Below are 26090 nucleotides of genomic sequence, written 5' to 3'. Positions count from 1 at the left end.
AGATGGGGGCGAGCGGGGCGGTTGGGAAGGGGCGGTGCTTCTGCCGTAGGGGCTTCAGCTCAACAGCCGCACCAAGAGGAGCGACAGGCCCGGGAAGGCGACGCACAGCAGGAGACGGACGATGTCGGCCGCGAGGAAGGGCAGGACGCCCCGGTAGGTTTGCGTGATCGGCACCGTGCGGGCGATGGCGCTGATCACGAACACGTTGAGGCCGATGGGCGGCGCCGTGAGGCCGATCCCCACCACGATGAGCACCAGGATCCCGAACCAGATCGCTGTCTCGTCGGGCAGGAGCCCGAAATCAAGCGCTGAGACGATGGGGAAGAACACCGGCAGGGTGAGCAGGATCATCGCGAGCTCGTCCATCACCGCGCCGAGCACGATGTAAGCGGCAAGCAGGATGGCGAGCACCGCGTAGGGCGGATAGCCGAGGCCCGCGATGGCGGTCGCGGCGTCGGTGGGGAGCTGGGTGAAGGCCAGGAAGGCGTTGAACACCTCGGCCCCGAGCAGGATGAGGAAGATGAGCGCCGTGGTCTCGGCGGTCTGGAGCAGGCTCGTCTTGAAGTCCGCGAAGGAGAGCGAGCGGCGCAGGAGGCTGATCGCGAGCATCGCCGCCGAGCCCACGGCCGCGCCCTCTGTCGGCGTGAACACGCCGCCATAGATGCCGCCCACCACGAGCACGGCCACCACCATCACGGGCCACACCGCGATCAGCGCCCGCCGCCGCTCGGCGGAGGTGACGCGCTCGTGGGGCGGGGCGAGGTCGGGATTGCGGCGCACCACGATGGCGATGGTGAGGATGTAGAACAGGGTCGCGAGAAGCCCCGGGAGCAGCGCCGCCTGGAACAGCTTGACGATGTTCTGCTCGGTCGAGATCGCGTAGACCACGAGGATCACGGAGGGCGGGATCAGGATGCCCAGCGTGCCGCCCACCGCGATGGTGCCGGTGGCGAGGCTCGGGGCGTAGCGGTAGCGCAGCAGCTCGGGCAGGGCCGCGCGCCCGAAGGTGGCGGTGGTGGCGACCGACGATCCGCAGATCGCCCCGAAGGCGCTCGACGCGCCGATCACCCCCATGGCCATGCCCCCGCGCCGGTGGCCGACGAGGGCGTTGGCCGCGCGGAACAGGTCCTGCGACAGGCCCGAGCGCTCGGCGAAGGCTCCCATGAGGATGAAGAGCGGGATGACCGAAAGGGTGTAGTTCGAGAACAGGAAGTAGGGCGTCGTCTTCAGGTAGCTCATGAAGACGGATAGGCCCGTGTAGTGGATGTAGCCGAGGCTCCCCGTGACGAAGAGAGCGAGGCCCACGGGCATGCGAAGCGCGATCAGCCCCAGCATGCCGGCAAAGCCGATGAGCGCGATGGTCATTCCGCTCATCGCGGGCTCCGGAAGCGGTCGAATGCGGTGGCGATGCAGATGACGGTGAGAAGGCCCGCCATCGCGGCGCAGGCCGCGATGGCATAGCCGATGGGAAGCGCCAGCACCATGGACGTGGTGTTGCTCGAGAACGCGTCCATCGCTCCGAGCGCCAGCCGCCAAGCGACGAGCCCGGCGACCCCGGCGAAGACGACATCCCACACGCCGTCGATCGCCCGTTGCACCGGCAGCGGCAGGCGCCCCGTGAAGGTGTCGACCATGATGTTGCCGCGCCGGGCTTGGCAGTACGGCAGGAAGGCGAAGACCGCGAGCGCCAGCCCCGTTTGGACGAGCTCGAAGTCGCCGTTGAGGCCCTCGTTGGTGGCCCAGCGCTTGAGGACGCTGCCCGTCACGACGATGGCGAGGGCGACGACCAGCCCGCCGCCCGCCAGGGCGAGGGCGCCTGAGAGCCGCGCGAGCGGACCCTCTCGGGGTGTGGAATCCATCGGGTCTGTCCGGAGGGAGGATCGGCGTGGAAGGGGCGGGGGCGTTCCCCCCGCCCGGGCTGCGGTCAGGCGGCCTTCTCGTGCTTGGCGAGGGCCGCGCGGGCCTGCTCCAGGAGCTTCTGCCCATCGAGGCCGCGCTCCTTCGTGCTCTTCACCCAGTTGTCGATGACGGGCTGCGTCGCCTGCTGCCACCGCTTGGCCTCGGCCTCGTCGAGGGTGATGAGGGTGTTGCCGCGCTTCTTGACCATGTCGGAGACGACCACCGCCTGCTCGTCCCACACCCGGCCCGCCATGGCGGCGGCCACCTGGCCCGAGTTGCGGTCGATCACCTCGCGCAGATCGGCGGGCATGCCCTCATACTTCGCTCGGTTCATGGCGAGGACGAAGGTGGCCGTGTAGAGCGTGGGCGAGCCCGGGATCTCCGTGTGGTTCTTCACGAGCTCCTGCACCTTGATCGAGGGCACGACCTCCCAGGGGATCACGGTGCCGTCGATGACGCGCTGCGCCAGGGATTCCGGCACCTGCGGGATCGGCATGCCCAACGCGCTCGCGCCCAGGGCGCGCAGGGCCTCGCCCGCGAGGCGGGTGGGGAAGCGCAGCTTGAGCCCCTTCATGTCCTCCATGGTGCGCACGGGCTTGTTGGCGTGGATGAGCCCGTGGTCGTGCGCCCAGAAGCAGATCGGCTTCACCTCCTTGAACTCGTCCCGGAGGTTCGCCTCGGCGAATTCCTGCACCGCCAGGGAGTTCACGATCGCGCGGCGATGGGGGACGAAGGGCAGCTCGAAGGTCTCGATGCCGGGGAAGCGGCCGGGCGTGTTGCCGGGCAGGGTCCAGACGAGGTCGGCCACGCCGTCGCGCGCCTGGTCGAAGAGCTGGGGCGGGGAGCCGCCGAGCTGCATGGCGGGGAAGATCTGGATCTTGATGCGGCCCTTGGACTCCTCCTCGACCTTCTTGGCCCAGGGGGCCAGAAACTTGGTCTGGCCGTTGGCGACGGGCGGCAGGAAGTGGTGCATGCGCAGCTGCACCTCGGCGGACTGGGCATAGCCCTCCCGCAGCAGTGCCGGCATGGCGAGGGTCGAGCCCGCGAGGGCGAGGAACTTGCGGCGGGTGGTCAAAGGCGTCCTCCTCGGCTGTTCTTGAGCGTTTCTTGATGTCAGCGGCTCCCGGCGGGAGCCTGACGTGCCGTCACCCTGGCAGACGCCATGCCGCCGGGCAACGATCGCGCCGTCAGAATAGAGCAGGAATGCTTAAGCTTCGAGTCGCGGCTCCTCGCTCGCAGCGGGTCCGGAGGTGCGGGCGAGCGCGATGGCCTCGCGCAGCACCTCGTGGTCGCCGATGTGGTTCATGAGGATGAGGACGAGGCGGGTGTTGAGGTGGGCGCTGTCCTCGTCGGACAGGCCGCGATGCGCCTCGATGAGGGACCGGTAGCCCCCGTCGGGATCAGGGAGGCGGTTCTCCAGGGCGAGCGCCGTCATGGGGTCTCCTCCAGGGCATGCCCCCGCATCCGGCGCGCGGCCGCCGCGATCGCGTCCGCATCGGGGTGCCGCCAGCGGGCCGCGAGATGCTGATCGGGCCGCACCAGATAGATGGCGCCGGGCGTCGCGTCGTAGCGCCGTGCGAAGACGCCCGCGGAATCGTGCACGTCCCGGCCGATGGCGAGCGTCCTCACCCCGTCCACGGCCGGCGGCGGCGCGTCGTCGGGCACGTGGATGGCCGTCGGCTCGCCGCTCAAGAAGTCGAGGAGCCAGACGGGCCGGCCCTCCGCGTCGGTGAGGGGCGCGTCGGGAAGCGGGCCGCCGAGCCGGGCGCTGCCCGCCCACGCGTCGCGATCGGGCGTGGAGAGCGGCGTGTCGTAGACGCTCGGCGCCGAGAGCCTGCCGGAATTGACGAGCCGCTTGGCGAAATCCGCGTGGCGGGCGAGCGCCAGGGCGGCGTCGCGAAAGCGCGCTTCCTGCCGGGTGCGGGGCGCGATGAAGTCGGTGGAGCGGGTCGAGTGGCCGATATTCTCGTCGGCCGCTGCTGACCGCTCCAGGTCGTAGGTGTCGATGAGGCTGGCCGGCGCCTCGCCCTTCACCACGAGGGCGAGCTTCCACGCGAGGTTGTCCGCGTCCTGGATGCCGGAATTCGCGCCCCGCGCGCCGAAGGGCGAGACCTGATGGGCGGCATCGCCCGCGAACACCACGCGCCCGTGGACGAAGCGCTCCAGCCGCCGGCACTGGAAGGTGTAGACCGAGACCCATTCGAGCTCGAAGGCGTCGTGGCCCAGCATCTGGCGGATGCGCGGGATCACGCGCTTGGGATCCTGCTCTTCCGCCGCATCCGCATCCGGCCCCAGGCCCAGATCGATGCGCCATATATCGTCGGGCTGCTTGTGCAGGAGCGCGGAGCGGCCCGCGTGGAAGGGCGGATCGAACCAGAACCAGCGCTCGGTGGGGAAATTACCCCGCATGCGCACGTCCGCGATGAGGAAGCGCTCCTCGAACGCCTCGCCCGTGAAGTCGAGGCCGAGCATGGCGCGCGTGGGCGAGCGCGCGCCGTCCGCCGCCACGACCCAGCCGGCCTGGAGCGGGTAGGGGCCGTCGGGGGTCTCGACGGTGAGGCGCGCGCCGTCGTTCCGGGGCTCGATCGCGCTCACCCGGTTGCGCCAGCGCAGGTCGACGCCGCAATCGAGCGCGCGGCGCACCAGGTGGTGCTCGAGGTAATATTGCTGGAGGTTGATGAAGGCCGGGCGCTTGTGGCCGTCCTCCGGGAGCAGATCGAAGGAGTAGAGGAGGTCCCCGCCCTGGAAGACCCGGCCGAGACGCCAGGTCACGCCCTTCTCGACGCACGGATCCCCGACGCCGAGCCGGTCCAGGATCTCAAGCGTCCGCTTGGCGTAGCAGATCCCCCGAGAGCCCTCGCCGATCCGGTCCGCGTCGTCGAGGAGGGTCACGGGCACGCCCCGCTGCGCCAGATCGATCGCCGCGCACAGGCCCACGGGCCCGGCGCCGATCACCACGACGGGGCGGACGGCGGGTGAGGCGGCGTCCTGGTCGGGGTGGCGGGCATAGGCGAACTGGTAGAGGGTTCGGCGGCTGTTCATGGCATCACCCCTGCAACGCCGCCCACATCTCCCGGTCCCGCTCCGCCGTCCAGATCACCGGATGGTCGATGCCGCTCGCCTCGTCATGGGCGCGCGAGACGTTGAAGGGGAGGCAGTGCTCGTAGATGGCGAAGGAGCCGAATTTCGGGTCCATGACCTCGCGGGTCGCGGCCATGGTGTCCTTGAGCGAGCGGCCGCGCGCCACGGAGAGCTCCGCCGCGCCGTAGAGCGTCGTCACGAAATCCCGGGTCATGGCGACGGCCTCGCGCACAATAGCCTCGCCCTGGAGCGCGTCGCCGCGGCCGGGCACGAGGGCGCGGGGGGCGAACTCGCGGATGTTGTCGAGGGTGCCGGGCCATTCGCGCAGGAGCGCATCGCCGCAATAGCAGGCCGAGTGATATTCCACGAGGTCGCCGGAGAACATGACGCCCGCGTCGGGCACCCAGGCCACGATGTCGCCCGCGGTATGGCCGGCGCCCAGATGCATGAGCTTCACCTCGCGCTTGCCTAGGAACACCGACATCTCGGTGTCGAAGGTGAGGGTCGGCCAGGTGAGCCCCGCCGGGATCGAGTCCTCGCCCCGGAAGAGCCGGGGAAACCGCCCGATCTCGGACGCCTTGTCCTGCTCGCCGCGCTCGTGGATGAGGCCCAAGGTCGCGTCCGACGCGATGATCCCTTGCGCGCCATAGGCCGAGGCGCCGAGCACCCGCACCGCGTGGTAGTGGGTCAGCACCACGTACTTGATCGGCTTGTCGGTGACCTCCCGGGCCCGGGCGATCACGTCCCCGGCCATGGCGGGCGTCGCCTGCGCGTCGATCACCATGCACCCGTCGTCGCCGACGATGATCCCGGAATTCGGATCGCCCTGCGCCGTGTAGGCGTAGAGGCCCGGCCCGATCTCGTCGAAGGAGATCGTTTTCGCGGCGGTGTCGGCGGTGGAGGCGAAAGCCTTGTCAGCCATGCGGGGGCTCCATGAACTCGATGCGGTTGCCGTGCGGGTCGGACACGAAGAAGCGCCGCAGGCCCGGAATAGAGCCGTCCCACGTCGGCGCGTGGCCGGCGTCGCTGACGCGGGTTGCGAGGGCGTCGAGGTTCGCCACGACAATCGCCGGATGGGCCTTACGGGCCGGGCGGAAGTCGGCCTCGACCCCGAGATGGATCTGCACGGCGCCGCTCTGCACCCAGAGGCCGCCGCGGGCCGCCAGGATGGCGGGTTTTGGGATCTCCGACATGCCCAGAACCTCAATGTAAAAGCGTCGGCAGACCTCCTCGCCGCCCGCCGGGATGGCGAGTTGCACGTGGTCGATCGCGAGCATCGCGAGGCTAGACGCCATACCGCACCACCTCCTGCTCGATCGCCCCAAAGATCGAGTGCCCGGCCCCGTCCTTCATCTCCACCCGCACCGTGTCCCCGAAGCTTAAGAACGGCGTCGAGGGCTTGCCCTCCTTGATGGTCTCGATGGTGCGGATTTCGGCGATGCAGGAATAGCCGACGCCCCCTTGCGCGATGGGGCGCCCCGGGCCGCCGTCCGCGTCCTTGTTGGAGACGGTGCCGGAGCCGATGACGGATCCCGCGGCGAGCGGCCGGGTCTTGGCCGCGTGCGCGATGAGGGTCGGGAAGTCGAAGGTCATGTCCTGGCCTGCGTTCGGGCGGCCGAAGGGGCGGCCGTTGACGAAGGACATGAGGGGGAGATGCAGCCGGCCCTCGTCCCAGGCGTCGCCCAGCTCGTCCGGGGTGACGGCCACGGGGGAGAAGGCGGAGGAGGGCTTCGACTGGAAGAAGCCGAAGCCCTTGCCGAGTTCCGCTGGGATGAGGTTGCGCAAGCTCACGTCGTTCACGAGCATGACGAGCCGGATGGCGGCCGCGGCCTGCTCGCGGGTGGCTCCCATGGGAACGTCGCCCGTCACCACCGCGATCTCGGCCTCGAAATCGATGCCCCAGGCCTCGTCCGCCATGGGAATCGGCTCCCGGGGGCCTAAGAACGAGTCGGATCCGCCCTGGTACATCAACGGGTCGGTCCAGAAGGAGGCGGGCATCTCGGCGCCCCGGGCCTTGCGCACGAGCTCGACGTGGTTCACGTAAGCTGAGCCGTCGGCCCATTGGAAGGCGCGGGGCAGGGGCGAGGCGCAATCGTGCTCGTGGAAGCGGAACGAGGGCACCGAGCCGTGACCGAGGCTTTCGGAGAGGTCGAGGAGGCGCGGGGCATGCCGTTCCCAATCGTCCAGGGCCGCTTGCAAGGTCGGCACGACGGTGAAAGCATCGGTGGCGCGGGTCAGATCCTTCGAGACCACGACGAGGCGGCCATCCCGGCCATGCTTGAGTGACGCGAGCTTCATGGGCGGGACCTGTCGCTTTCAATGAACAGCCAAGGGAGGCACCTCACGATGACGAGCACCATGAAGCGTCGAACGTTCCTGACGAGCGCGGGCCTCGCGGCCGCCGGCACCAGCGTGGCGATGCCAGCGATCGCGCAAGGCGCGCCTGAGATCCGCTGGCGCCTGACCTCGAGCTTCCCGCGCTCGCTCGACACGATCTTCGGCACCGCGCAGACATTTGCCAAGTACGTCGCGGAAGCCACCGACAACAAGTTCCAGATCCAGACCTTCCCGGCGGGCGAGATCGTCGGCGGGTTGCAGGCCCTCGACGCCGTCACGAGCGGCGCCATCGAGTGCGCCCACACGCCGACCTACTTCTATATTGGCAAGGAGCCCGCCCTCGGCTTCGGCACGGGCGTGCCCTTCGGGCTCAACGCCCGCCAGCAGCATTCCTGGTGGCACTTCGCGGATGGCGGAAAGATCATCAACGACGTGCTGGGGCGGCTTGGCGCCTACTCGATCCCCTGCGGCAACTCGGGCACCCAGATGGGCGGCTTCTTCCGCAAGGAGATCAAGGAGGTCGCCGACCTCAACGGCCTCAAGTTCCGCATCGGCGGCATGGGCGGGCAGGTACTGGCGCGGCTCGGCGTCGTGCCCCAGCAGATCGCGCCCGGCGACATCTACCCGGCGCTGGAGCGGGGCACCATCGACGCGGTGGAGTTCGTCGGCCCCTACGACGACGAGAAGCTCGGCTTCCAGAAGGTCGCCAAATATTACTACTACCCGGGCTGGTGGGAGGGCGGCGCCATGCTGCACCTCGTCATGAACCAGGCGAAGTGGAACGAGCTGCCGAAGCACTACCAGGCCATCGTCTCCCAGGCCTGCGAGGCGGCGAACAACTGGATGCTCGCCAAGTACGACGCCGTGAACCCGCCGGCCCTGCGCCGCCTCGTGGCGAACGGCGCCGAGCTCAAGCCCTTCCCGCTGCCGGTCATGGAGGCGTCGCTCAAGGCCGCCAACGAGTATTACGCCGAGACCGCGGCCAAGAACGCCGACTTCAAGCGCGCGCTCGATTCCATGGTCGCCTTCCGGGGTGAGAACCTGCTCTGGTGGCAGGTCGCGGAATACTCCTACGACACCTTCATGGTGCGGACGCGCGGGCGGGCGTGAGAAGCGGAGCGAGGCCCGGGAGGGCGGCGCTGCCACCCTCACCCGGGCCTTCGGCCCGACCTCCCCCATCAAGGGGGAGGTTGGCGCGCTCCGCGCGCCGGCGACGCGAGCGGGCGCCGAAGGCGCACGCAACCTCTCCCCTGGTGGGAGAGGTCGGCGCGAAGCGCCGGGTGAGGGGGGAACCCCGACGGTCATCGCTTGACGGTGCCGGAGCTATTTCGGCTCCCGCCGGCTCGGATCGAAGTGCTTTTTGAGGCCGTCCCAGCAGTCGAGATAGGTCTCCTGCAGCTGCGGCAGCTCGGCGGCATATTTCGTGAGGCGCTGGGGGAAGCGGGTCTCGAACATGAAGGCCATGGTGCCCGTGAGCTTCACGGGCTTGAGCTCTCCGTTCGAGGCGTGCTCGAAGGCCTGCATGTCCGGGCCGTGCGGCAGCATCTGGTTGTGGAGCGAGAAGCCGCCCGGCACGAAGCCCTCGGGCTTGGCGTCGTAGACCCCGTAGATTAGCCCCATGAACTCGCTCATGAGGTTGCGGTGGTACCAGGGCGGGCGGAACGTGTTCTCGGCCACCATCCAGCGCTCGGGGAAGATCACGAAATCAATGTTGGCGGTGCCCGGCGTCTCGGAGGGCGCGGTCATCACCGTGAAGATCGACGGGTCCGGGTGGTCGAAGCCGATGGCACCCACGGGCGAGAAGGTGCGAAGATCATATTTGTAGGGCGCGTAGTTCCCATGCCAGGCCACCACGTCGAGGGGCGACTGGGGGATGTCGGTGACGTAGAGCTCGCCGCCCCACTTCACGAACAGCCGGCAGGGCTCCTCGCGATCCTCGAACGCCGCCACGGGGGTGAGGAAGTCGCGGGGGTTGGCAAGGCAATTGGCGCCGATGGGGCCGCGATCCGGCAGCGTGAAGGCGCCGCCATAGTTCTCGCAGACATAGGCCCGCGCCGGCCCGTCCACGGGATCGACGGCGAAGATGACGCCGCGCTGGATCACGCAGATCTCGCCCGGCTCGATCTCGATGATCCCGAACTCCGTGCGAAAGCGCAGGCGGCCCTCCTGCGCCACGACGAGGAACTCGCCGTCGGCGTTGTAGAGGAACTCGTTCTCCGTCGCGGACGTGACGAGGACGACATGGGCCGCCATGCCGACCTGCGTGTCGGAATCACCCGCCGTCGTGATCGTGCGCAGGCCCGTCAGGAAGGTCGTCGCCTCGTCTGGCATCGGGATCGGGTCCCAGCGCAGCTGGCCGATCGGGCGGTCCGCCTCGTCGCGGGCGCCGGGCGCCGTGCGGATGAGGCCGCGGTCGGCCTTGGCAAAGCGGCTCTGGTGCTTAACGCCGGGGCGGATGCGGTAGAGCCAGGAGCGCTGGTTCGTGGCCTGGGGCGCCGTGAAGGGCGAGCCCGACAGCTGCTCGGCATAGAGGCCGTAATTCACTTTCTGCGGCGAGTTGCGGCCGACCGGCAGGGCGCCGGGCAGCGCCTCCGTCTCGAAGGAATTGCCGAAGCCCGACATGTAGCCCGGGACGAGGGCGGACTGGCCTGAGCGCGCCTGCGCCGTCTGAAGCCCGGTGGGGGTGTGGAGATTCATGGCGGTCTCCTGTCCGGCGGGGATGCGTCCCGCGAGGTGGTTGCCATCGCAACCAATTATGGCATAGTTGGTTGCACGAGCAACGAGTTCTTGTCAACGATGGCCGACGATCCCCTGATCGCCCTCGAGCGCTTCCTGCCCTACCGGCTCAACGTCCTGGCGGCGTCGGTATCGAACGCGCTCGCGCAGATCTACGCCGACCGCTTCGGCCTCACGATCCCAGGCTGGCGGGTGGTCGCGACGCTCGGCCAGTACGGGGTGCGCACGGGGCGCGACGTGGCGGCCCATGCGGTCATGCACAAATCCACCGTGTCGCGTGCCGTCGCGGGTCTCGTCGAGCGCGGCCTCGTGCGGCGCGAACCGAACCCGGAGGACCTGCGCGAGGATTTCCTGGCGCTCACCGAGGCGGGGAGGGCGGTCTACGAGGCGCTCGCCCCGGAGGCGCTCGCCTTCGAGCGCAAGCTCCTGGCGCCCCTCACGGACGGGGAGCGCGAGACGCTGTTCGCGCTGATCGCCCGCCTCGACCGGCAGGCGGACGTCATGGGCGCGGCGGCGCTTCGGGAGGCCGCGGAATGAAGCTGTACGATTATTTCCGCTCCTCGGCGGCCTACCGGGTGCGCATCGCGCTCAACTTCAAAGGCGTGCCCTACGAATCGGTGCCGATCCATCTCGTGAAGGGCGAGCAGTCGGCACCCGCGTATCTCGCCGTCAACCCGCAGGGGCGTGTGCCGGCGCTCGATCACGACGGCGCGGTTATCGTCCAGTCGCCCGCGATCTTGGAATATCTCGACGAGCGCTTCCCCGAGCCCCCGTTCCTGCCCCGCGATCTCGTCCGGCGGGCCCGAGTGCGCGCGGCCGCGGCCTTGATCGGCTGCGACATCCACCCGCTCAACAATCTCGCGGTCCTGCGCCGGCTCAAGGCCATGGGCCACGAGCAGCCCGCCATCGACGACTGGTATCGCCACTGGGTCGTCACGGGCCTGGAGGCCGTGGAGGCGATGATCGAGGGCGGGCCGTTCTGCTTCGGCGAGGCCCCGACGCTCGCGGACCTCTACCTCGTGCCCCAGCTCTACAACGCCCGGCGCTTCGCCGTGCCCCTCGACCCCTATCCGCGGATCCAGGCGGCGGACGCCGCGTGCCTGGCTCTTCCCGCCTTCCGGGATGCCGCCCCCGAGGCGCAGCCCGACGCCGCCTGACACCTCCTCTCCCCCCGTAACGGAGCAACCAGATGGGTCCCTTTCCGCACGACGCCCCGCCCCCGGCGATCTCCGACGAGAACCCCATGGGCACCGACGGCTTCGAGTTCGTCGAGTATTGCCACCCCGAGCCCGAGAAGCTCGACGCCTATTTCAAGCTCATGGGCTTCCAGGCCGTGGCGCGGCACCGCTCGAAGAAGGTGACGCTCTACCGCCAGGGCGACATCAACTTCATCCTGAACTCGGAGCCGGGCTCCTTCGCCGCGAACTTCGCCGCCGCCCACGGCCCCTCGGCGCCGGCCATGGCCTTCCGGGTGGTGGACGCGAAATACGCCTACGAGCGGGCGCTCTCGATGGGCGCAAAGCCCGCCCAGACCCAGGTCGGGCCGATGGAGCTCAACATCCCGGCGATCGAGGGCATCGGCGGCCTGCAGATCTACCTCGTCGACCGCTACGGGGCGAAGGGCTCGATCTACGACGTGGATTTCGAGTGGCTCGGCGAGCGCGATCCGAAGCCCGCCGGCGTCGGCCTGCACTACATCGACCACCTGACCCACAACGTCTATCGCGGCCGGCTCAACGAGTGGGCGGGCTTCTACGAGCGGCTCTTCAACTTCCGCCAGATCCGCTATTTCGACATCTCGGGCAAGGTCTCGGGCCTGCTCTCGCGCGCCATGACGAGCCCCGACGGCAAGATCCGCATCCCCATCAACGAGGACGCGGGCGAGACGGGCCAGATCCAGGAATACCTGGAGGAGTACAAGGGCGAGGGCATCCAGCACATCGCGCTCGGCTCCACGGACCTCTACGAGTCCATCGAGGCGCTCATCGGCGCGGGGCTGGAGTTCATGCCCGCCCCCAACGACATCTACTACCAGCGCATCGGCCAGCGCCTGAAGACCCACGGCGAGCCCGTGGACCGGCTCCAGCGCAACGGCATCCTCATCGACGGCGAAGGCGTGGTGGAGGGCGGCTACACCAAGGTGCTGCTCCAGCGCTTCGGCAAGACCGCCATCGGCCCGATCTTCTTCGAGTTCATCCAGCGGAAAGGCGACGACGGCTTCGGCGAGGGCAACTTCAAGGCGCTGTTCGAGTCGATCGAGGAGGACCAGATCCGCCGCGGCGTGCTCAAGGCGGATGCCGCGGAGTAGGGGGGGCTCCCCTCTCCCNNGGGGTCGGGGGTGAGGGTTGGACGCTGCGAGGTTCGCTGCGCGAATCCGTGCTCCTACCGTCATCCCCGGGCTTGTCCTTCGACAGGCTCAGGATGAGGCCGGGGACCCAGGGCCGCGCGTCCACTGGATGGCCGGGTCAAGCCCGGCCATGACAAGCGGAAGGCGGGCCGAGAACTGGTTCGACCTGGCCACCCTCACCCCCGGCCCCTCTCCCCTCCGGGAGAGGGGAGGGAGGTTCCGCTCAGCGGGTTCTCCGGGTCCCAGCCGTAGCGCATCGTCTCGAAGCGCATGCCGCGCGCGTCGACCATGAGGAGGCGCCCGACCAGGCCCTCGCCGAAGCCCACGATCTCCCGCATCACCTCCATCGCCATGAGGCTTCCCATGACGCCCGCGAGCGCGCCGAGCACGCCGGCTTCCGCGCAGGCCGGGACGGCGCCGGGCGGGGGCGGGGAGGGGAAGAGGCAGCGATAGGTGGGGTTCGGGCGGCCTTGCGCGTCGCGCTCGTGGGCGCGGATCGTGGTGAGCGAGCCGTCAAACTGGCCGAGCGCCGCCGTAACGAGGGGCCGGCCGGCGTGGAAGCAGGCGTCGGAGACCGCGTAGCGTGTGTCGAAATTGTCCGAGCCGTCGGCCACGATGTCGAACCCGCCGACGAGGGCGGCGGCGTTCGAGGGCTCGATCCGGCGCTGGTGCATCTCGACGCGCACGTGCGGATTGAGCCGCAGCACCGCCGAGGCCGCGCTCGCGACCTTGGGCCGGCCGATCTCCGGGGTGCCGTGGATCACCTGGCGCTGGAGGTTGGAGAGGGACACCACGTCGTCGTCGACGATGCCGATGGTGCCCACTCCGGCGGCCGCGAGATACTGGATCAGCGGCGCGCCGAGCCCGCCCGCCCCCACCACGAGCACGCGGGCGGCCTTGAGGCGCGCCTGGCCGGGGCCGCCGACGTCGCGAAGGACGAGGTGGCGGGCATAGCGGTCGATCTCGTCGGGGCCGAGGCTCATGGGGTCACCGTCACGATGCGGGCCGAAATGGCGGGCGGATATGGACAGAACGCCCCCCATGCCCTCAGATGGGCGGCAAAACCAGGAGGAAAACCCGTGAAGCCGATTCTCCTCGCCGCGCTTCTGGCCGGCGCGGCCCTCGCTCCCGCCGCCTTCGCGCAGACGGCGCCGCCCGCGGCGCAGCCCGAGGCGGCCCCCCCGCCCGCCGGCAACGTGACCACCCCCACGGTGCCCGTGCCCCCGCTTCCCGCACCCGAGACGCCCGCGACCGTGGGGGCCGAGCGCCCGCTCCAGCCCATCGAGGTGCCCCCGCCGGCCGAAGCCGCCCAGGTGCCGCCGCCCGACGCTCCAGCCGCCGCGACGGCGCAACCCGCCACGCCTCCGGCTCCCGCCCCGGCCCAGCAGGCCGCGCCGGCCACGCCCCCGCCGGCCGCCCAGCAGGCTGCGCCCGCGGCCCCCGCGCCCGTCCAGCAGGCGGCGCCCGCCGCGCCGCCCCAGGTCGGCCCGGCCAACCTGTGCCGGGAGCTCGCCACCTTCGTGAAGGCGGAGGCCGCCAAGGCCGCCGCGCCGCCGCCCCCGCCGGCTCCCGGCGCCGCGCCCGCGCCGGCCGCCCCTCCCGGCCCGCCCGCCCCCAAGGCGCCCCCCGTCACGGAGCTCCTGCCCGTCGACCGGGCCGACGCGCTCGTGGGCACGAACAACCAGGCGGCCTGCCGCGAGCAGGCGCAGAAGCTGCGGCGCGCCGGGGTCAACATGCCGATCCCGCTTCTCGCCCTCTCGGCCCTCGATCCGAAGCTGTTCCGCTGACCACCCGCCGCGCTCCCGACGCCCTCTCCCGGGCCGGGAGCGCGGCGGCCCCGGGGACCGCGGCCCGCGGACCCCAACCCCCACAAGGCTTTGGACTGCGACACGCCTCCCCCCGTCCGGGTCTTTACCGAGGGGGAAGCGCCGTGCCATCGTGACGCCCGATCGGACGCCGAAAGAGCGCCCGCACGTCTCAAGGGAACGTCACGCATGACTTTGAAAGCACTCGGGCTTGCCCTCGCGGGCATGGTGGCCTCCACGGCCGTCGCCCTCGCGCAGGGCGCCGCGCCCAAGCCGGCGATCGTCTACGATCTCGGCGGCAAGTTCGACAAATCCTTCAACGAGGGCGTCTATACGGGCGCCGAGCGCTTCAAGAAGGAGACGGGCGTCGAGTATCGTGACTTCGAGCCCCAGAACGACGCGCAGCGCGAGCAGGCCCTGCGCCGCTTCGCCCGCGAGGGCTTCTCGCCGATCCTCGCCGTCGGCTTCAGCCAGAAGAGCGCGCTCGAGAAGGTTGCGGCCGAGTTCCCGAACCTGAAGTTCGCGATCATCGACAGCGTCGTCGAGAAGCCCAACGTGGAGTCGATCCTCTTCAAGGAGCACGAGGGCTCGTACCTCGTCGGCATGCTGGCCGGCATGGCCTCGAAGACCGGCAAGGTCGGCTTCGTGGGCGGCATGGACATCCCCCTCATCCGCCGCTTCGCCTGCGGCTACGCCCAAGGGGTGAAGGCCGCCAAGAAGGACGCCGAGGTCTTCGTCAACATGACGGGCACCACGGGCGCGGCCTGGAACGATCCCGTGCGCGGCGGCGAGCTCGCCAAGGGCCAGATGGATCGCGGCGCGGACGTCGTGTACCACGCGGCGGGCGGGACCGGCATCGGCGTGCTCCGCGCGGTGGCGGACGCCGGCAAGCTCGGCATCGGCGTCGACTCCAACCAGAACGGCCTGCACCCCGGCAAGGTGCTGACCTCGATGCTCAAGCGCGTCGACAACGCCGCCTACTCGACCTTCATGGACGCCAAGAACAACACGTTCAAGGCGGGCCAGGTCACGCTCGGCCTCAAGGAGCAGGGCGTCGCCTGGGCGGACGACGAGCACAACAAGCCGCTCATCACCGCCGACATGCGTAAGGCCGTCGACCAGGCCACCGCCGACATCGCGTCGGGCAAGGTGCAGGTTCACGACTTCATGTCGGACAATAAGTGCCCGGCGCTGTGAGGTAGGCCGCAGCTCCCCTCTCCCGGATGGGAGAGGGATGCACGGAGTGCCAAGGGGGTGAGGGTGGCGCGCTGACACCAGCCCGCTCCCCCGCCCCCACCTGTCATGGCCGGGCTTGACCCGGCCATCCATGCCTACCGTGGCCCTGGGTCGCCAGGCCGAGCCCGGGGACGACGGGGTTTGTTTCCCGAGCGAACCTCCCGGCGTCGAACCCTCACCCCCGCCCCCTCTCCCGTCCGGGAGAGGGGAGAAGCGTGCCAATGAACCCCGCCATCGAACTCATCAAGATCGACAAGAGCTTCGGCCCCGTCCATGCCAACCGGGCGGTGGACCTGCGGGTGGAGCGCGGCACCATCCACGGCATCGTGGGGGAGAACGGCGCGGGCAAGTCGACCCTGATGTCGATCCTCTACGGATTCTACGAGGCCGATTCCGGCGAGATCCGGGTGAACGGCGAGCCCGTCAGGATCCGCTCCTCGGCGGACGCGATCGAGGCCGGCATCGGCATGGTCCACCAGCATTTCATGCTGGTCGAGACCCTGACGGTGCTGGAGAACGTGATGCTCGGCGCCGAGGGCGGGGCGCTGCTGGCGCGCGGCACCGCGCGGGTGCGGGCCGAGCTCCGCCGCCTCTCCGACGATTACGGCCTCGTCATCGATCCGGACGCCGAGGTGGGTGATCTGTCGGTGGGGCTGCAGCAGCGGGTCGAGATCATCAAGGCGCTCTATCGCGGCGCCGACATCCTCATCCTCGACGAGCCCACCGCCGTGCTCACGCCGCCGGAGGCCGAGGCCCTGTTCGGCCTGCTGCGCGCGCTGCGGGCGCAGGGCAAGACGGTGATCCTCATCACCCACAAGCTCCACGAGATCATGGCGATCACCGACCGGGTGTCGGTGATGCGCCGGGGCGAGATGGTGGCGCATCTCAACACCGCGAGCACGTCGCCGCCGGAGCTCGCCGAGGCCATGGTGGGGCGCCGGGTGCTGCTGCGCGTCGAGAAGGGCGCCCGGGCGCCGGGCGCGCCGCTCCTGGAGGTGGAGGGCCTTTCGGTCGCCGACATGCTCGGCGTGTTCCGCGTGCAGGACGTGTCGTTCCAGGTCCGGGCGGGCGAGATCGTCGGCATCGCGGGCGTCGCCGGCAACGGGCAGAGCGAGCTTCTGGAAGCCATCGCCGGCATGCGCCCGGTCGCGGCCGGCACGATCCGCTTCGAGGGCCGCGAGCTCGCGGCGGAGGACCGCGACCCGCACGAGCTGCGCCGGCGCGGCCTGCTCCACGTACCCGAGGACCGGCTGCGCATGGGCCTCGTGCCCCAGTTCGAGGCCTTTGAGAGCGCGGCGCTCGGCTTCACCGACGACCCCGCCTTTGCCCGGGGCCCGCTCCTCGATCACGGGCGCATGGTCGAGGATCTGGCGGCCAAGATGGAGAAATACGACGTGCGGCCCCCGTCGCCGCGCCTCAAGACCTCGCTGTTCTCCGGCGGCAACCAGCAAAAGATCGTGCTCGCCCGCGAGATCGAGCGCGGCCCCAAGGTGCTGCTCATCGGGCAGCCGACCCGCGGCGTCGACATCGGCGCCATCGAGTTCATCCACCGCCGCCTCGTGGAGCTGCGCGACGCGGGCGTCGGCATCCTCCTCGTCTCGGTGGAGCTGGAGGAGGTGATGAGCCTGTCCGACCGCATCCTCGTGCTCTGCGGCGGCCGCCTCACCGGCGAGCGCCGCCCCGACGGGACGGACGAGCGGGATCTGGGGCTGCTGATGGCGGGCGTGGAGGATGCGGCGTGAGGGGGATGGCGCCAGCTCCCCTCTCCCGGATGGGAGAGGGATGCACGAAGTGCCAGCGGGTGAGGGTGGCCAGGTCGGACCAGCTCTCTCGACGACTCCGCTTGTCATGGCCGGGCTCGACCCGGCCATCCAGTCAACGCGTTGGGCTGGGTCCCCGGGTCAAGCCCGGGGATGACGGTAGGAGCACGGATCCGCGCAGCGAAGCTCGCAGCGTCCAACCCTCACCCCCGACCCCTCTCCCATCCGGGATAGGGGAGGGAGCGCGCCCATGATGGAGCCCCGTCTCTCCCTCGTCACCCTCGGCGTCGCCGATCTCGCCCGCGCCCGAGCCTTCTACGAGGGCCTGGGCTGGCGCCTCTCCCCCGCGAGCCAGGAGGGCGTCGCGTTCTATCAGGGGAACGGGCTCGCGCTCGCGCTCTTCCCCCGCGCCGAGCTCGCGGCGGATGCGGGCCTGCCGGACGTGCCGACGGGCTTTGCCGGGATCACGCTCGCCTATAACGCCCGCTCGGTGGAGGAGGTGGACGCCGTCCACGCCCTGGCGCTCTCGCTCGGCGCGCGCAACGTCAAGACGCCGCGGGCGGTGTTCTGGGGCGGCCATTCGGGCTATTTCGCGGACCCGGACGGCCACCTTTGGGAGGTCGCCCACAACCCGTTCTTCCCGCTCGACGCCCACGGCAACCTGACCCTGCCCACCGGAGATCCCGCGCCGTGAGCGCTCCCCTCACCATCCCGCGCTGGGCCGACGTGGTCCTCGTGCCGCTCGTCAGCGTCGCCAGCGCCTTCCTCGTCGCGGGCCTCGTGGTCCTGTTCATCGGCGAGGATCCGTTGAGCGTGACGCGCATCCTGCTCCAGGGCTCGCTCGGCTCAGGGGAAGGCCTCGGCTTCACCTTGTTCTATGCCACGAACTTCATCTTCACGGGGCTTGCCGTGGCGGTGGCGTTCCATGCCGGCCTGTTCAACATCGGCGGCGAGGGGCAGGCGACGCTGGGGGGCCTCGGCATCGCGCTGGCGCTCCTCAACCTCGGCTTCCTGCCGGGCTTCCTCCTCATTCCCGTGGGCATCCTGGCGGCGGCGGCCTTCGGGGCGGCGTGGGCCTTCGTGCCGGGCTATCTCCAGGCCCGGCGGGGCAGCCACATCGTCATCACGACGATCATGTTCAACTGGCTCGCCACGGTGCTCATGGTCTACCTGCTGGGCAACGTCCTGCGCGAGACGGGCTCCATGAGCCTCGAGACCCGGGCCTTCCCGGAGGCGAGCCACGTCCCCGCCCTGCACGAGTTCCTCGGCCTGTTCGGCGTCGCGATCCCCACCTCGCAGCTCAACCTCACGCTGCTCGTCGCGCTCGCGGCCTGCGTCGCCGTCTGGCTCCTCATCTACCGCTCGCGGCTCGGCTTCGCGATCCGCACGGTGGGCGCCAACCCCACCGCCGCGGCCTATGCCGGCATCTCGGCGACGCGGGTGACCGTCATCGCCATGTCGGTCTCCGGCGCGCTCGCGGGCGGGCTCGCGGTCAACGAGCTGATGGGCTACCAGCACCGCCTGCTCCTCGACTTCACGGCGGGCTACGGCTTCATCGGCATCGCGGTGGCCCTCATGGGGCGGGCGCATCCGGTCGGCATCGTCTTCGCCTCGATCCTGTTCGGCATGCTCTACCAGGGCGGCGCCGAGCTCGCCTTCGAGAAGCCCGCCATCACCCGCGACATGATCGTGGTGATCGGCGGCGTGCTGATCCTGTTCGCGGGCGCCCTCGACGGCTTGTTCCGGCGCCTCGTTGCAGGCGCGTTGACGCGCCGCCCGCGCGCCGTGGAGGCGTAGGGCATGGACGCGCTCTCCTCCGTTCTCGTGGTCCTCGACTCGACGTTGCGCCTGTCGATCCCGCTGCTCTGCGCTTGCCTTGCGGGGCTCTGGTCCGAGCGCTCGGGCGTGGTCGACATCGGGCTCGAGGGCAAGCTGCTCGCCGCCGCCTTCGCGGCGGGCGCGGCGGCCCACCTCACCGGCTCCGCCTGGATGGGGCTTCTCGCCGGCATCGGCGCCTCGGTGGCCCTCGCCCTCGTCCACGGCTTCGCCTCGATCACCCAGCGCGGCAACCAGATCGTGTCGGGGGTCGCCATCAACATGCTGGCCGCCGGGCTCACGGCGACGATCGGCAACGCGTGGTACGGCCAGGGCGGACGCACGCCGCCCCTGGAGGGCGCGGGGCGCTTCGAGGGGGTGCTCCTCGGTCACTCGGCCCTGGTCTATATCGCGCTCGCCATGGTGCCGGTCACGGCCTTCGTCCTCGCCCGGACGCGCTTTGGCCTGCGGCTGCGGGCGGTGGGCGAGAAGCCGGCGGCGGTCGACACGGCGGGCATCTCCGTCACCGCCTTGCGCTATGCCGCCGTGGTCGTGGCGGGCGTCCTGTGCGGCTTAGGCGGCACCTATCTGGCGGCGGCATTGTCGGCGGGCTTCCTGCCCGGCATGACGGCGGGGCGCGGCTTCATCGCGCTCGCGGCCCTCATCTTCGCCAAGTGGCGCGCCTGGCCTGCGCTCGGCGCGTGCCTCCTGTTCGGCTTTCTGGAGGCGATGTCGATCCGCCTCCAGGGCGTGCCGCTGCCAGGGATCGGCGAGGTGCCGGTGCAGGCGATCCAGGCCATGCCCTACGTGATCACCGTGCTGCTGCTCGCGGGCTTCGGCGGCCGGGCGATCCCGCCCCGCGCGGCGGGCGTGCCCTACGTCAAGGAGCGCTGAGCGGCGTTCTTTCGCACGCCGTCCAGGAACTCTCCTCCGGCCTTCCGTGTTTTCGGGCGCGCCTCCCGCAGCCTCAGGACCCAGATGTATCGAGACTTCCTCGCCGAGACCGGCCCGGGGGCAGCCCGGCCTTTGCCTCCCGCCGGACGCGGCCCGCTCCCCTGGATCGCGGTGGCGCCGAATGCGCCCTATTTCGTGACCGAGACGGGCGAGGCCTGGACGCCTGTGGGCCACAACGACGCCATCAGCTGGACGACCCTCGACGGCATGTTCCGACGCCGCGACCTGCCCGGCGTCGAGGCCTATTTGAGCGGGCTCGCCGCGTCGGGCGTCACGGTGCTGCGCCTCATGCTGGAATACGCGCAGGTCCGCCACCGCTACATCGAGCGTCCCGTGGGCCGCTTCGTGCCCGCCATGGTTCGGCTCTGGGACGACCTCTTCGCCGTCTGCGAGCGGGTGGGCCTGCGCATCCTCCTCACCCCCGTCGACACGTTCTGGACCTGGCTGCACTGGCGCCACCACCCCTATTGCCGCGCCCAGGGCGGGCCCCTCGACCACCCCTCCCGTCTCCTGCTCTGCCCCGCGACGCGCGCGGCCATCAAGGCGCGGCTCGCCTTCGCGGTGGAGCGCTGGGGCGGCTCGGGAGCCTTGTTTGCGTGGGACCTCTGGAACGAGATCCACCCGGCCCAAGGGGGCGACAGCGCCGACGGTTTTCCCGATTTCATCGCCGACCTCAGCCGGCACGTGCGCGACCTGGAGATGCGGCTCTACGGCCGTTCCCATCCTCAGACCGTCTCGATTTTCGGGCCGGAGCTGCGCTGGCGGCCGCACATGCCGCTTGCCGAGCCGATCTTCCGCCACCCGAGCCTCGATTTCGCGACGATCCACATCTACGAGCACGGCACGATCGACGACCCGCGCGACACCGTCGCCCCGGCGCTCGGCATGGCGCGCATCGTGCGCGAGAGCATCGCCGAGATCACGGACGGGCGCCCCTTCCTCGACACGGAGCACGGGCCCATCCACGCCTTCAAGGACCGCAAGCTCACCCTCGCGGAAGCGTTCGACGACGAATATTTCCGGCACATCCAATGGGCGCACCTGGCGGCCGGCGGCGCGGGCGGCGGCATGCGCTGGCCCAACCGCCGCCCCCACGTCCTGACCGCCGGGATGCACGACGCGCAGCGCGCCCTGTCTGCCTTCCTGCCCCTCATCGACTGGCCCCGCTTCCGGCGCCGGCCGATCGAGGTGGCCGTGGAGGACGCCCCGCCTCACCTCGCCGCTGTCGCGTGCGGGGACGAGAGGCAGGCCGTGGTCTGGCTCGTCCGCCGCGATACGCTCGGGACCGACGGCCGCCTGCGCCGGGACGCGGCGCCGGTCCGGCCCCGCTTGAGCGTGCCGGGTCTGGGGCCCGGGCACTACCGCGTGACGGCCTTCGACACGGTGGCCGGACGGGCCTGCGGCACGCTCACGGCCGAGGCGGGCCCTGAGGGAGGCCTCGTCGTCGAGGCTCCGCCCTTCGCCGCCGACCTGGCGCTAGCGATCCAGGCAGAGACGGGTCCATAGGGCGGCTCGGCCTCGGAGCGGGGCTTGGGCTTGCCTCCGGCCAGGCCACGGCGCTTGACACCTGCGCCGGGCATGGACAAACCGGCCTATGACCTCGCTCGACGACCTCTTTCAAGCCGCCCGCGCCGCGCAAGGCCGCGCCTATGCGCCCTATTCGGGCTTCACCGTCGGGGCCGCCGTCCGGGACACGGACGGCCGGGTCCATGCCGGCTGCAACGTGGAGAACGCGGCCTATCCGCAGGGCGCCTGCGCCGAGACGGGCGCGATCAGCGCCATGATCCAGGCGGGCGGGCGGGCCATCGCCGAGATCCTCGTGGTGGGGGAGGGGGAGCACCTCGTCACCCCGTGCGGCGGCTGCCGCCAGCGCATCCGGGAGTTCGCGACGCCTGAGACGCCGGTGCACATCGCGGGGCTCGAGGGCGTGCGCCGCACGTTCCGCCTCGACGAGCTGTTGCCCTTCTCCTTCGGACCCGACAACCTGGCCGACACCGGGAGGGGAGCGCGATGACGTTCGAGGAAAAGGCCGAGGAGGCGGCGCGGTTCGTCCGAGAGCGGGGCTTCGACGGGCGCTTCGACTGCGCCATGGTGCTGGGCACGGGGCTCGGCCGGCTCGTCGACGATCTCGAGGAGGTGGTGAGCCTGCCCTACGCGGAGATCCCGCACTTCCCCGAGAGCGGCGTGTCGGGCCATGCGGGCCAGCTCATCGCGGGGCGGATGGACCGCAAGCGCATCCTCATCTTCCAGGGCCGGGCGCACTATTACGAGACGGGCGACGCCGCCGCCATGCGCGTGCCGATCGCGTTCGTGAAGGCGCTCGGCGCGCCGCCCCTCGTCCTCACCAACGCCGCAGGCTCCACGAAGCTCGACTACCGGCCCGGCAGCCTCGTGTCGGTCACCGACCACATCAACTTCTCGGGGATGAGCCCCTTGTTCAAGGACACCTCGGACGGCCGCTTCGTCTCGCTCACGAACGCCTATGACGAGCGGCTGCGCAAGAAGCTGAAGCTCGCCGCGAGCGTGACGGGCGTGACCCTGCACGAGGGCGTCTACATGTGGTTCGCCGGGCCGAGCTTCGAGACGCCGGCCGAGATCCGCATGGCTCGCACGCTCGGCGCCGATCTCGTCGGCATGTCGACGGTGCCCGAGGTGATCCTCGCCCGTTACTACGGCCTGAAGGTCTGCGCCGTGTCGGTGGTCACCAACATGGCGGCGGGGATCGGCGGCGCCTCGCCTTCGCACGGCGAGACCAAGGACGTGGCGACGGGCGCCTCCGCGGGCCTGCGCCGCCTCATCCGGGGCTTCGTGGGAGGGCTCGATGACACCTCGGCCTGATCTCGCCCGCCGCGCGCTCCGGCTTCTCGACCTCACCGACCTGTCGGACGCGCCGAGTGACCGGAGCACGGCGGCGCTTTGCGCCAGGGCGACGAGCCCGCAGGGCCCCGTGGCGGCCATCTGCCTGTGGCCGCAATTCGTGAGCCAGGCCCGGCGGATGCTCGAGGGCTCGCCCGTCCGGATCGCGACGGTGGCGAACTTTCCTGGCGGCGACGAGGACGTGGAGCGCGTCATCGACGGCGTGCAGGAAGCCCTGAGCGACGGTGCCGACGAGATCGACGTGGTGCTGCCCTACCGCGCCTTCCTCGCCGGGGACAAGGAGGCGGCCCGCGCCCTGATCGCGGGCGTGCGCGACATGGTCGACGGGGGGCGCACACTCAAGGTGATCCTGGAGACGGGGATCCTCGCTGATCCTGCAGCCATTGAAGCCGCGAGCCGCCTCGCGGTCGCGGAGGGCGCCGACTTCATCAAGACCTCCACGGGCAAGACCCCCGTCTCCGCCACGCTCCCCGCCGCCGAGATCATGCTCGGCGTGATCCGCGACGCGCCCCGCCCCGTCGGCCTGAAACCCTCCGGCGGCATCCGCACCCTCGACGACGCGGCCGCCTACCTGGCTCTCGCCGACCGGATCATGGGGCCGGGCTGGGCCACGGCAGCAACGTTCCGCTTCGGCGCGAGCGGCCTGTTCGACGCGCTCTTGGCCGAGATCGAGGGCGGCACGCCTAAAAGCTCGAGCGCCGCCTACTAGTCAGGCGCTCCTCTCCCCGCCGTGCGGGGAGAGGGCTTCAGGCCCCCTTTCCGAGGCCTGAAGCGAGCGCGGCAGCGCGAAGGTGAGGGGGCTTTGACGGTCGAACTCCACCGTCGACACCCCCTCACCCCCGCTCACTTGCGTTCGCTCGCTCCGGCTGCCATTCCGCAGCCGGAGCCCTCTCCCCGCCCGCGGGGAGAGGGGGCGCCGAACGACCATCGTTGAGGGACAAAGCCATGACCCTGCTGCCGCAGGAAATCATCCGCCTGAAGCGCGACGGCGGGACGCTCGCCCCCGAGCTGATCCAGGCCTTCATCGAGGGGCTCACCGCCGGGCGGGTCTCGGAGGGGCAGGCGGCGGCCTTCGCCATGGCCGTGTTCTTCCGCGGCATGTCCCTCGACGAGCGGGTGGCGCTGACCCGCGCCATGATGAGCTCCGGCGAGGTGCTGGCCTGGGATCTGCCGGGGCCCGTCCTCGACAAGCATTCCACGGGCGGCGTCGGCGACGCGGTGAGCCTCGCGCTCGGCCCCGCGGTCGCGGCCTGCGGGGGCTACGTGCCGATGATCTCAGGCCGGGGCCTCGGCCACACCGGCGGCACCCTCGACAAGTTCGATTCCATCCCCGGCTACGCGACCCAGCCCGACATCGCCACCTTCCGGCGGGTGACCCGGGAGGTGGGCTGCGCCATCATCGGCCAGACGGCGGACCTCGCGCCGGCCGACAAGCGCCTCTATTCCATCCGCGACGTGACGGCGACGGTGGAGTCCATCGATCTCATCACCGCCTCCATCCTGTCGAAGAAGCTCGCGGCGGGGCTCCAGGGCCTCGTCATGGACGTGAAGTTCGGCACGGGCGCCTTCATGAGCGACACGGACGGCGCGCGCGATCTCGCCCGCAGCCTCGTCTCGGTGGCGAACGGCGCAGGGCTCCCCACCTCCGCGCTCCTCACCGACATGAACGAGCCCCTGGCCTCGGCGGCGGGCAACGCCGTCGAGATGGCCTATGTGGTCGACTATCTCACCGGCCGGCGGCGCGAGCCGCGCTTCCACGAGGTCACGGTGGCGCTGGCGGGCGAGATGCTGGCGCTTGGCGGCCTCGCCCTCGATCCCGCCGACGGGGCGCGCCGCATCGAGGATGCCGTGGAGAGCGGGCGCGCCTGCGAGACGTTCTCGGCCATGGTGATGGCGCTCGGCGGCCCGAGCGATTTCGTGGCCGGCGCCGAGCGCTACCTGCCGAAGGCCCCCGTGATCCGCGCCGTCGAGCCCGAGGGGGAGGGCGTCGTCGAGGCCATCGCGACCCGCGATGTCGGCGTGGCGGTGGTGGCGCTCGGCGGCGGGCGCACGCGGCCCGAGGACGCCATCGATCACGCGGTCGGGCTCACCGATCTCGCCCGCGTCGGCGCGGCGGTCGGGTCCGGGCGTCCGCTCGGGATCGTGCATGCGCGCGACGAGGCGGGCGCCGAGGCCGCCGCGCGAGCCCTTCGGGCGGCCTACCGGCTGGGCGCCGCACCGGGCGAGCGGCCCCTCGTGCTCGAGCGGATCGGCGCATGACGCTCCTCGTCGCCATCACGGGCTGGGAGGTCGCGCCGTGGGTCGAGCGCTTCCGGCGCCTCCTGCCGGACCGGCGCGTCGTGGCCCTGGGCGAGCCCTACGAGCCCGACGAGATCCTCTACGCCGCCGCCTGGAAGCACCCGCCCGGCACCTTCGCGGGGCTGCCGAACCTGCGGGCGATCTTCTCGCTCGGCGCGGGCGTGGACCATCTCGTCGGGGATCCGGCGCTGCCGGACGTGCCCGTGGTCCGCGTCGTCGACGAGGACCTCACCAACCGGATGAGCGAGTACGTGGTGCTCCACTGCCTCGCGCATCTGCGCCAGGCGCGCCTCTATGACGGGCTCCAGCGCGAGCGCCGCTGGTGGGACGACCGCCACCAGCCCGCCGCCCGCGACGTTCGGGTGGGCGTCATGGGGCTCGGCGTCCTGGGGCTCGACGCCGCCCGCAAGCTCCAGGTGATGGGTTTCGACGTGGCGGGCTGGAGCCGGAGCCCCAAATCCGTCGAGGGGCTGCCCACCTTCGCGGGCGAGACGGGGCTCGATGCATTCCTCGCCCGCACCGACATCCTGGTCTGCCTGCTCCCGCTCACCCCCGACACCCGGGGCATCCTGCGCGAGTCGCTGCTGACCCGGCTCGCCCGCGACGGCCGTCTCGGCGGCCCCGTTCTCGTCAATGCGGGCCGCGGCGGGCTCCAGGTGGAAGCCGACATCCTGCGCTGCCTCGATGCCGGCGTGCTCAAGGCCGCCACCCTCGACGTGTTCGAGACCGAGCCGCTGCCCGCCGCCTCGCCGCTTTGGGGCCATCCGGCTGTGACCGTGACGCCACACAACGCCGCCATGAGCGCGCCGGACGCCGTGGGGGCGCAGGTCGCGGACGGAATTTTCACCATGGAATCAGGCATGCCCCTGCGGCATCGCGTCGATCCTGCCCGGGGCTATTAGGGGAAGTTACGACTTCGTTGAGAAAGGTGGGGCTCGTATAGAG

The 26090-nt window shown here is 70.8% G+C and carries 26 protein-coding genes; 16 read left to right on the top strand and 10 right to left on the bottom strand.

The window, feature by feature from the left end; all coding sequences use genetic code 11:
* Window positions 1-54 precede the first annotated feature (54 nt).
* From F0L46_RS15665 to F0L46_RS15630, 8 genes are all read right to left on the bottom strand, one after another.
* Window positions 55-1374: a TRAP transporter large permease gene (locus F0L46_RS15665; RefSeq protein ID WP_149819193.1), complete on the bottom strand. Its 1320-nt coding sequence runs from the start codon at window positions 1372-1374 to the stop codon at window positions 55-57.
* Window positions 1371-1859, bottom strand: a complete 489-nt coding sequence (locus F0L46_RS15660; protein ID WP_149819191.1) for a TRAP transporter small permease — start codon at window positions 1857-1859, stop codon at window positions 1371-1373. The genes F0L46_RS15665 and F0L46_RS15660 overlap by 4 nt, the downstream gene beginning before the upstream one ends.
* A gap of 65 nt (window positions 1860-1924) precedes the next feature.
* On the bottom strand, window positions 1925-2974 hold the full coding sequence (locus tag F0L46_RS15655) for a TRAP transporter substrate-binding protein (protein ID WP_240540020.1): 1050 nt from the start codon (window positions 2972-2974) through the stop codon (window positions 1925-1927).
* Between the two features lie 132 nt (window positions 2975-3106).
* Window positions 3107-3334 (bottom strand): DUF2783 domain-containing protein, encoded by a 228-nt coding sequence (locus tag F0L46_RS15650; protein WP_149819189.1) that lies wholly within the window; start codon window positions 3332-3334, stop codon window positions 3107-3109.
* Window positions 3331-4941 carry an FAD-dependent oxidoreductase gene (locus F0L46_RS15645; RefSeq protein ID WP_149819187.1) on the bottom strand — a complete coding sequence of 537 codons (1611 nt, stop codon included), beginning with the start codon at window positions 4939-4941 and terminating at the stop codon, window positions 3331-3333. The genes F0L46_RS15650 and F0L46_RS15645 overlap by 4 nt, the downstream gene beginning before the upstream one ends.
* Before the next feature lie 4 nt (window positions 4942-4945).
* A complete protein-coding gene (locus F0L46_RS15640; RefSeq protein ID WP_149819185.1) occupies window positions 4946-5902 on the bottom strand; it encodes an MBL fold metallo-hydrolase in 957 nt (318 codons plus the stop codon).
* The gene (locus F0L46_RS15635; RefSeq protein WP_188311985.1) at window positions 5895-6275 is read right to left on the bottom strand and encodes a VOC family protein; all 381 of its coding nucleotides are present in this window, start codon (window positions 6273-6275) and stop codon (window positions 5895-5897) included. The genes F0L46_RS15640 and F0L46_RS15635 overlap by 8 nt, the downstream gene beginning before the upstream one ends.
* Window positions 6265-7278, bottom strand: coding sequence for a fumarylacetoacetate hydrolase family protein (locus tag F0L46_RS15630; RefSeq protein WP_149819183.1), 1014 nt, complete (start codon window positions 7276-7278; stop codon window positions 6265-6267). Before F0L46_RS15630 ends, F0L46_RS15635 begins: the two co-directional genes overlap by 11 nt.
* A 60-nt stretch (window positions 7279-7338) precedes the next feature.
* Between F0L46_RS15630 and F0L46_RS15625 the strand changes: the two genes are divergently transcribed.
* Window positions 7339-8427 (top strand): TRAP transporter substrate-binding protein, encoded by a 1089-nt coding sequence (locus F0L46_RS15625; RefSeq protein WP_149819181.1) that lies wholly within the window; start codon window positions 7339-7341, stop codon window positions 8425-8427.
* Between the two features lie 213 nt (window positions 8428-8640).
* On the opposite strand, the gene hmgA is transcribed toward F0L46_RS15625, so the two are convergent.
* Window positions 8641-10014 carry a homogentisate 1,2-dioxygenase gene (gene hmgA, locus F0L46_RS15620; protein WP_149819179.1) on the bottom strand — a complete coding sequence of 458 codons (1374 nt, stop codon included), beginning with the start codon at window positions 10012-10014 and terminating at the stop codon, window positions 8641-8643.
* A 99-nt stretch (window positions 10015-10113) separates the two neighbouring features.
* Here hmgA and F0L46_RS15615 point away from each other — a divergent pair, with 99 nt between their 5' ends.
* Genes F0L46_RS15615 through hppD form a run of 3 tightly spaced genes read left to right on the top strand, consistent with a single transcriptional unit; the run spans window position 10114 to window position 12361 of the window.
* Window positions 10114-10590, top strand: coding sequence for a MarR family winged helix-turn-helix transcriptional regulator (locus tag F0L46_RS15615; RefSeq protein ID WP_210247646.1), 477 nt, complete (start codon window positions 10114-10116; stop codon window positions 10588-10590).
* The gene (gene maiA, locus F0L46_RS15610; protein WP_149819177.1) at window positions 10587-11210 is read left to right on the top strand and encodes a maleylacetoacetate isomerase; all 624 of its coding nucleotides are present in this window, start codon (window positions 10587-10589) and stop codon (window positions 11208-11210) included. Before F0L46_RS15615 ends, maiA begins: the two co-directional genes overlap by 4 nt.
* 32 nt (window positions 11211-11242) lie before the next feature.
* Window positions 11243-12361 carry a 4-hydroxyphenylpyruvate dioxygenase gene (gene hppD, locus F0L46_RS15605; RefSeq protein WP_149819175.1) on the top strand — a complete coding sequence of 373 codons (1119 nt, stop codon included), beginning with the start codon at window positions 11243-11245 and terminating at the stop codon, window positions 12359-12361.
* Window positions 12362-12576: 215 nt separating this feature from the next.
* Here hppD and F0L46_RS15600 read toward each other — a convergent pair whose 3' ends face one another.
* Window positions 12577-13383, bottom strand: coding sequence for a HesA/MoeB/ThiF family protein (locus F0L46_RS15600; protein WP_149819173.1), 807 nt, complete (start codon window positions 13381-13383; stop codon window positions 12577-12579).
* A 96-nt stretch (window positions 13384-13479) separates the two neighbouring features.
* On the opposite strand from F0L46_RS15600, the gene F0L46_RS15595 reads away from it, so the two are divergent.
* The 12 genes from F0L46_RS15595 (at window position 13480) to F0L46_RS15540 (ending at window position 26047) form a co-directional block, all read left to right on the top strand.
* A complete protein-coding gene (locus F0L46_RS15595) occupies window positions 13480-14187 on the top strand; it encodes a hypothetical protein (RefSeq protein WP_149819171.1) in 708 nt (235 codons plus the stop codon).
* Between the two features lie 207 nt (window positions 14188-14394).
* Window positions 14395-15402, top strand: coding sequence for a BMP family lipoprotein (locus F0L46_RS15590; protein WP_149819169.1), 1008 nt, complete (start codon window positions 14395-14397; stop codon window positions 15400-15402).
* Between the two features lie 260 nt (window positions 15403-15662).
* On the top strand, window positions 15663-17183 hold the full coding sequence (locus F0L46_RS15585; RefSeq protein WP_149819167.1) for an ABC transporter ATP-binding protein: 1521 nt from the start codon (window positions 15663-15665) through the stop codon (window positions 17181-17183).
* 271 nt (window positions 17184-17454) lie between these two features.
* Complete coding sequence (locus F0L46_RS15580; RefSeq protein ID WP_149819544.1) at window positions 17455-17895, top strand: VOC family protein; 441 nt, start codon at window positions 17455-17457, stop codon at window positions 17893-17895.
* A complete protein-coding gene (locus tag F0L46_RS15575) occupies window positions 17892-18998 on the top strand; it encodes an ABC transporter permease (protein WP_149819165.1) in 1107 nt (368 codons plus the stop codon). Before F0L46_RS15580 ends, F0L46_RS15575 begins: the two co-directional genes overlap by 4 nt.
* 3 nt (window positions 18999-19001) lie before the next feature.
* On the top strand, window positions 19002-19910 hold the full coding sequence (locus F0L46_RS15570; RefSeq protein ID WP_149819163.1) for an ABC transporter permease: 909 nt from the start codon (window positions 19002-19004) through the stop codon (window positions 19908-19910).
* An 84-nt stretch (window positions 19911-19994) separates the two neighbouring features.
* Entirely contained in the window at window positions 19995-21476 is a 1482-nt protein-coding gene (locus F0L46_RS15565; RefSeq protein WP_240540019.1) for a glycoside hydrolase 5 family protein, read from the top strand.
* 88 nt (window positions 21477-21564) lie between these two features.
* Window positions 21565-21984: a cytidine deaminase gene (locus F0L46_RS15560; protein ID WP_149819161.1), complete on the top strand. Its 420-nt coding sequence runs from the start codon at window positions 21565-21567 to the stop codon at window positions 21982-21984.
* The gene (locus F0L46_RS15555) at window positions 21981-22808 is read left to right on the top strand and encodes a purine-nucleoside phosphorylase (RefSeq protein WP_149819159.1); all 828 of its coding nucleotides are present in this window, start codon (window positions 21981-21983) and stop codon (window positions 22806-22808) included. The genes F0L46_RS15560 and F0L46_RS15555 overlap by 4 nt, the downstream gene beginning before the upstream one ends.
* Window positions 22792-23556, top strand: coding sequence for a deoxyribose-phosphate aldolase (gene deoC, locus F0L46_RS15550; RefSeq protein ID WP_149819157.1), 765 nt, complete (start codon window positions 22792-22794; stop codon window positions 23554-23556). The genes F0L46_RS15555 and deoC overlap by 17 nt, the downstream gene beginning before the upstream one ends.
* Window positions 23557-23792: 236 nt before the next feature.
* Window positions 23793-25106: a thymidine phosphorylase gene (gene deoA, locus F0L46_RS15545; RefSeq protein WP_149819155.1), complete on the top strand. Its 1314-nt coding sequence runs from the start codon at window positions 23793-23795 to the stop codon at window positions 25104-25106.
* Entirely contained in the window at window positions 25103-26047 is a 945-nt protein-coding gene (locus tag F0L46_RS15540; RefSeq protein ID WP_149819153.1) for a 2-hydroxyacid dehydrogenase, read from the top strand. The genes deoA and F0L46_RS15540 overlap by 4 nt, the downstream gene beginning before the upstream one ends.
* Window positions 26048-26090: the final 43 nt, after the last annotated feature.

The organism is Salinarimonas soli (assembly GCF_008386575.1).
Lineage (GTDB): Bacteria > Pseudomonadota > Alphaproteobacteria > Rhizobiales > Beijerinckiaceae > Salinarimonas_A > Salinarimonas_A soli.
The sequence above is the reverse complement of the archived record's forward strand: the minus strand, read 5'-3'. Positions and strand labels throughout refer to the sequence as shown.

What these genes read in the sequence shown, in the direction of transcription:
- F0L46_RS15665 (WP_149819193.1), bottom strand. Translation starts at nt 1,374, where the DNA reads ATGAGCGGAATGACCATCGCGCTCATCGGCTTTGCCGGCATGCTGGGG.
- F0L46_RS15660 (WP_149819191.1), bottom strand. Translation starts at nt 1,859, where the DNA reads ATGGATTCCACACCCCGAGAGGGTCCGCTCGCGCGGCTCTCAGGCGCC.
- F0L46_RS15650 (WP_149819189.1), bottom strand. Translation starts at nt 3,334, where the DNA reads ATGACGGCGCTCGCCCTGGAGAACCGCCTCCCTGATCCCGACGGGGGC.
- F0L46_RS15645 (WP_149819187.1), bottom strand. Translation starts at nt 4,941, where the DNA reads ATGAACAGCCGCCGAACCCTCTACCAGTTCGCCTATGCCCGCCACCCC.
- F0L46_RS15640 (WP_149819185.1), bottom strand. Translation starts at nt 5,902, where the DNA reads ATGGCTGACAAGGCTTTCGCCTCCACCGCCGACACCGCCGCGAAAACG.
- F0L46_RS15635 (WP_188311985.1), bottom strand. Translation starts at nt 6,275, where the DNA reads ATGGCGTCTAGCCTCGCGATGCTCGCGATCGACCACGTGCAACTCGCC.
- F0L46_RS15630 (WP_149819183.1), bottom strand. Translation starts at nt 7,278, where the DNA reads ATGAAGCTCGCGTCACTCAAGCATGGCCGGGATGGCCGCCTCGTCGTG.
- F0L46_RS15625 (WP_149819181.1), top strand. Translation starts at nt 7,339, where the DNA reads ATGAAGCGTCGAACGTTCCTGACGAGCGCGGGCCTCGCGGCCGCCGGC.
- hmgA (WP_149819179.1), bottom strand. Translation starts at nt 10,014, where the DNA reads ATGAATCTCCACACCCCCACCGGGCTTCAGACGGCGCAGGCGCGCTCA.
- F0L46_RS15615 (WP_210247646.1), top strand. Translation starts at nt 10,114, where the DNA reads ATGGCCGACGATCCCCTGATCGCCCTCGAGCGCTTCCTGCCCTACCGG.
- maiA (WP_149819177.1), top strand. Translation starts at nt 10,587, where the DNA reads ATGAAGCTGTACGATTATTTCCGCTCCTCGGCGGCCTACCGGGTGCGC.
- hppD (WP_149819175.1), top strand. Translation starts at nt 11,243, where the DNA reads ATGGGTCCCTTTCCGCACGACGCCCCGCCCCCGGCGATCTCCGACGAG.
- F0L46_RS15600 (WP_149819173.1), bottom strand. Translation starts at nt 13,383, where the DNA reads ATGAGCCTCGGCCCCGACGAGATCGACCGCTATGCCCGCCACCTCGTC.
- F0L46_RS15590 (WP_149819169.1), top strand. Translation starts at nt 14,395, where the DNA reads ATGACTTTGAAAGCACTCGGGCTTGCCCTCGCGGGCATGGTGGCCTCC.
- F0L46_RS15585 (WP_149819167.1), top strand. Translation starts at nt 15,663, where the DNA reads ATGAACCCCGCCATCGAACTCATCAAGATCGACAAGAGCTTCGGCCCC.
- F0L46_RS15580 (WP_149819544.1), top strand. Translation starts at nt 17,455, where the DNA reads ATGGAGCCCCGTCTCTCCCTCGTCACCCTCGGCGTCGCCGATCTCGCC.
- F0L46_RS15570 (WP_149819163.1), top strand. Translation starts at nt 19,002, where the DNA reads ATGGACGCGCTCTCCTCCGTTCTCGTGGTCCTCGACTCGACGTTGCGC.
- F0L46_RS15565 (WP_240540019.1), top strand. Translation starts at nt 19,995, where the DNA reads ATGTATCGAGACTTCCTCGCCGAGACCGGCCCGGGGGCAGCCCGGCCT.
- F0L46_RS15560 (WP_149819161.1), top strand. Translation starts at nt 21,565, where the DNA reads ATGACCTCGCTCGACGACCTCTTTCAAGCCGCCCGCGCCGCGCAAGGC.
- F0L46_RS15555 (WP_149819159.1), top strand. Translation starts at nt 21,981, where the DNA reads ATGACGTTCGAGGAAAAGGCCGAGGAGGCGGCGCGGTTCGTCCGAGAG.
- deoC (WP_149819157.1), top strand. Translation starts at nt 22,792, where the DNA reads ATGACACCTCGGCCTGATCTCGCCCGCCGCGCGCTCCGGCTTCTCGAC.
- deoA (WP_149819155.1), top strand. Translation starts at nt 23,793, where the DNA reads ATGACCCTGCTGCCGCAGGAAATCATCCGCCTGAAGCGCGACGGCGGG.
- F0L46_RS15540 (WP_149819153.1), top strand. Translation starts at nt 25,103, where the DNA reads ATGACGCTCCTCGTCGCCATCACGGGCTGGGAGGTCGCGCCGTGGGTC.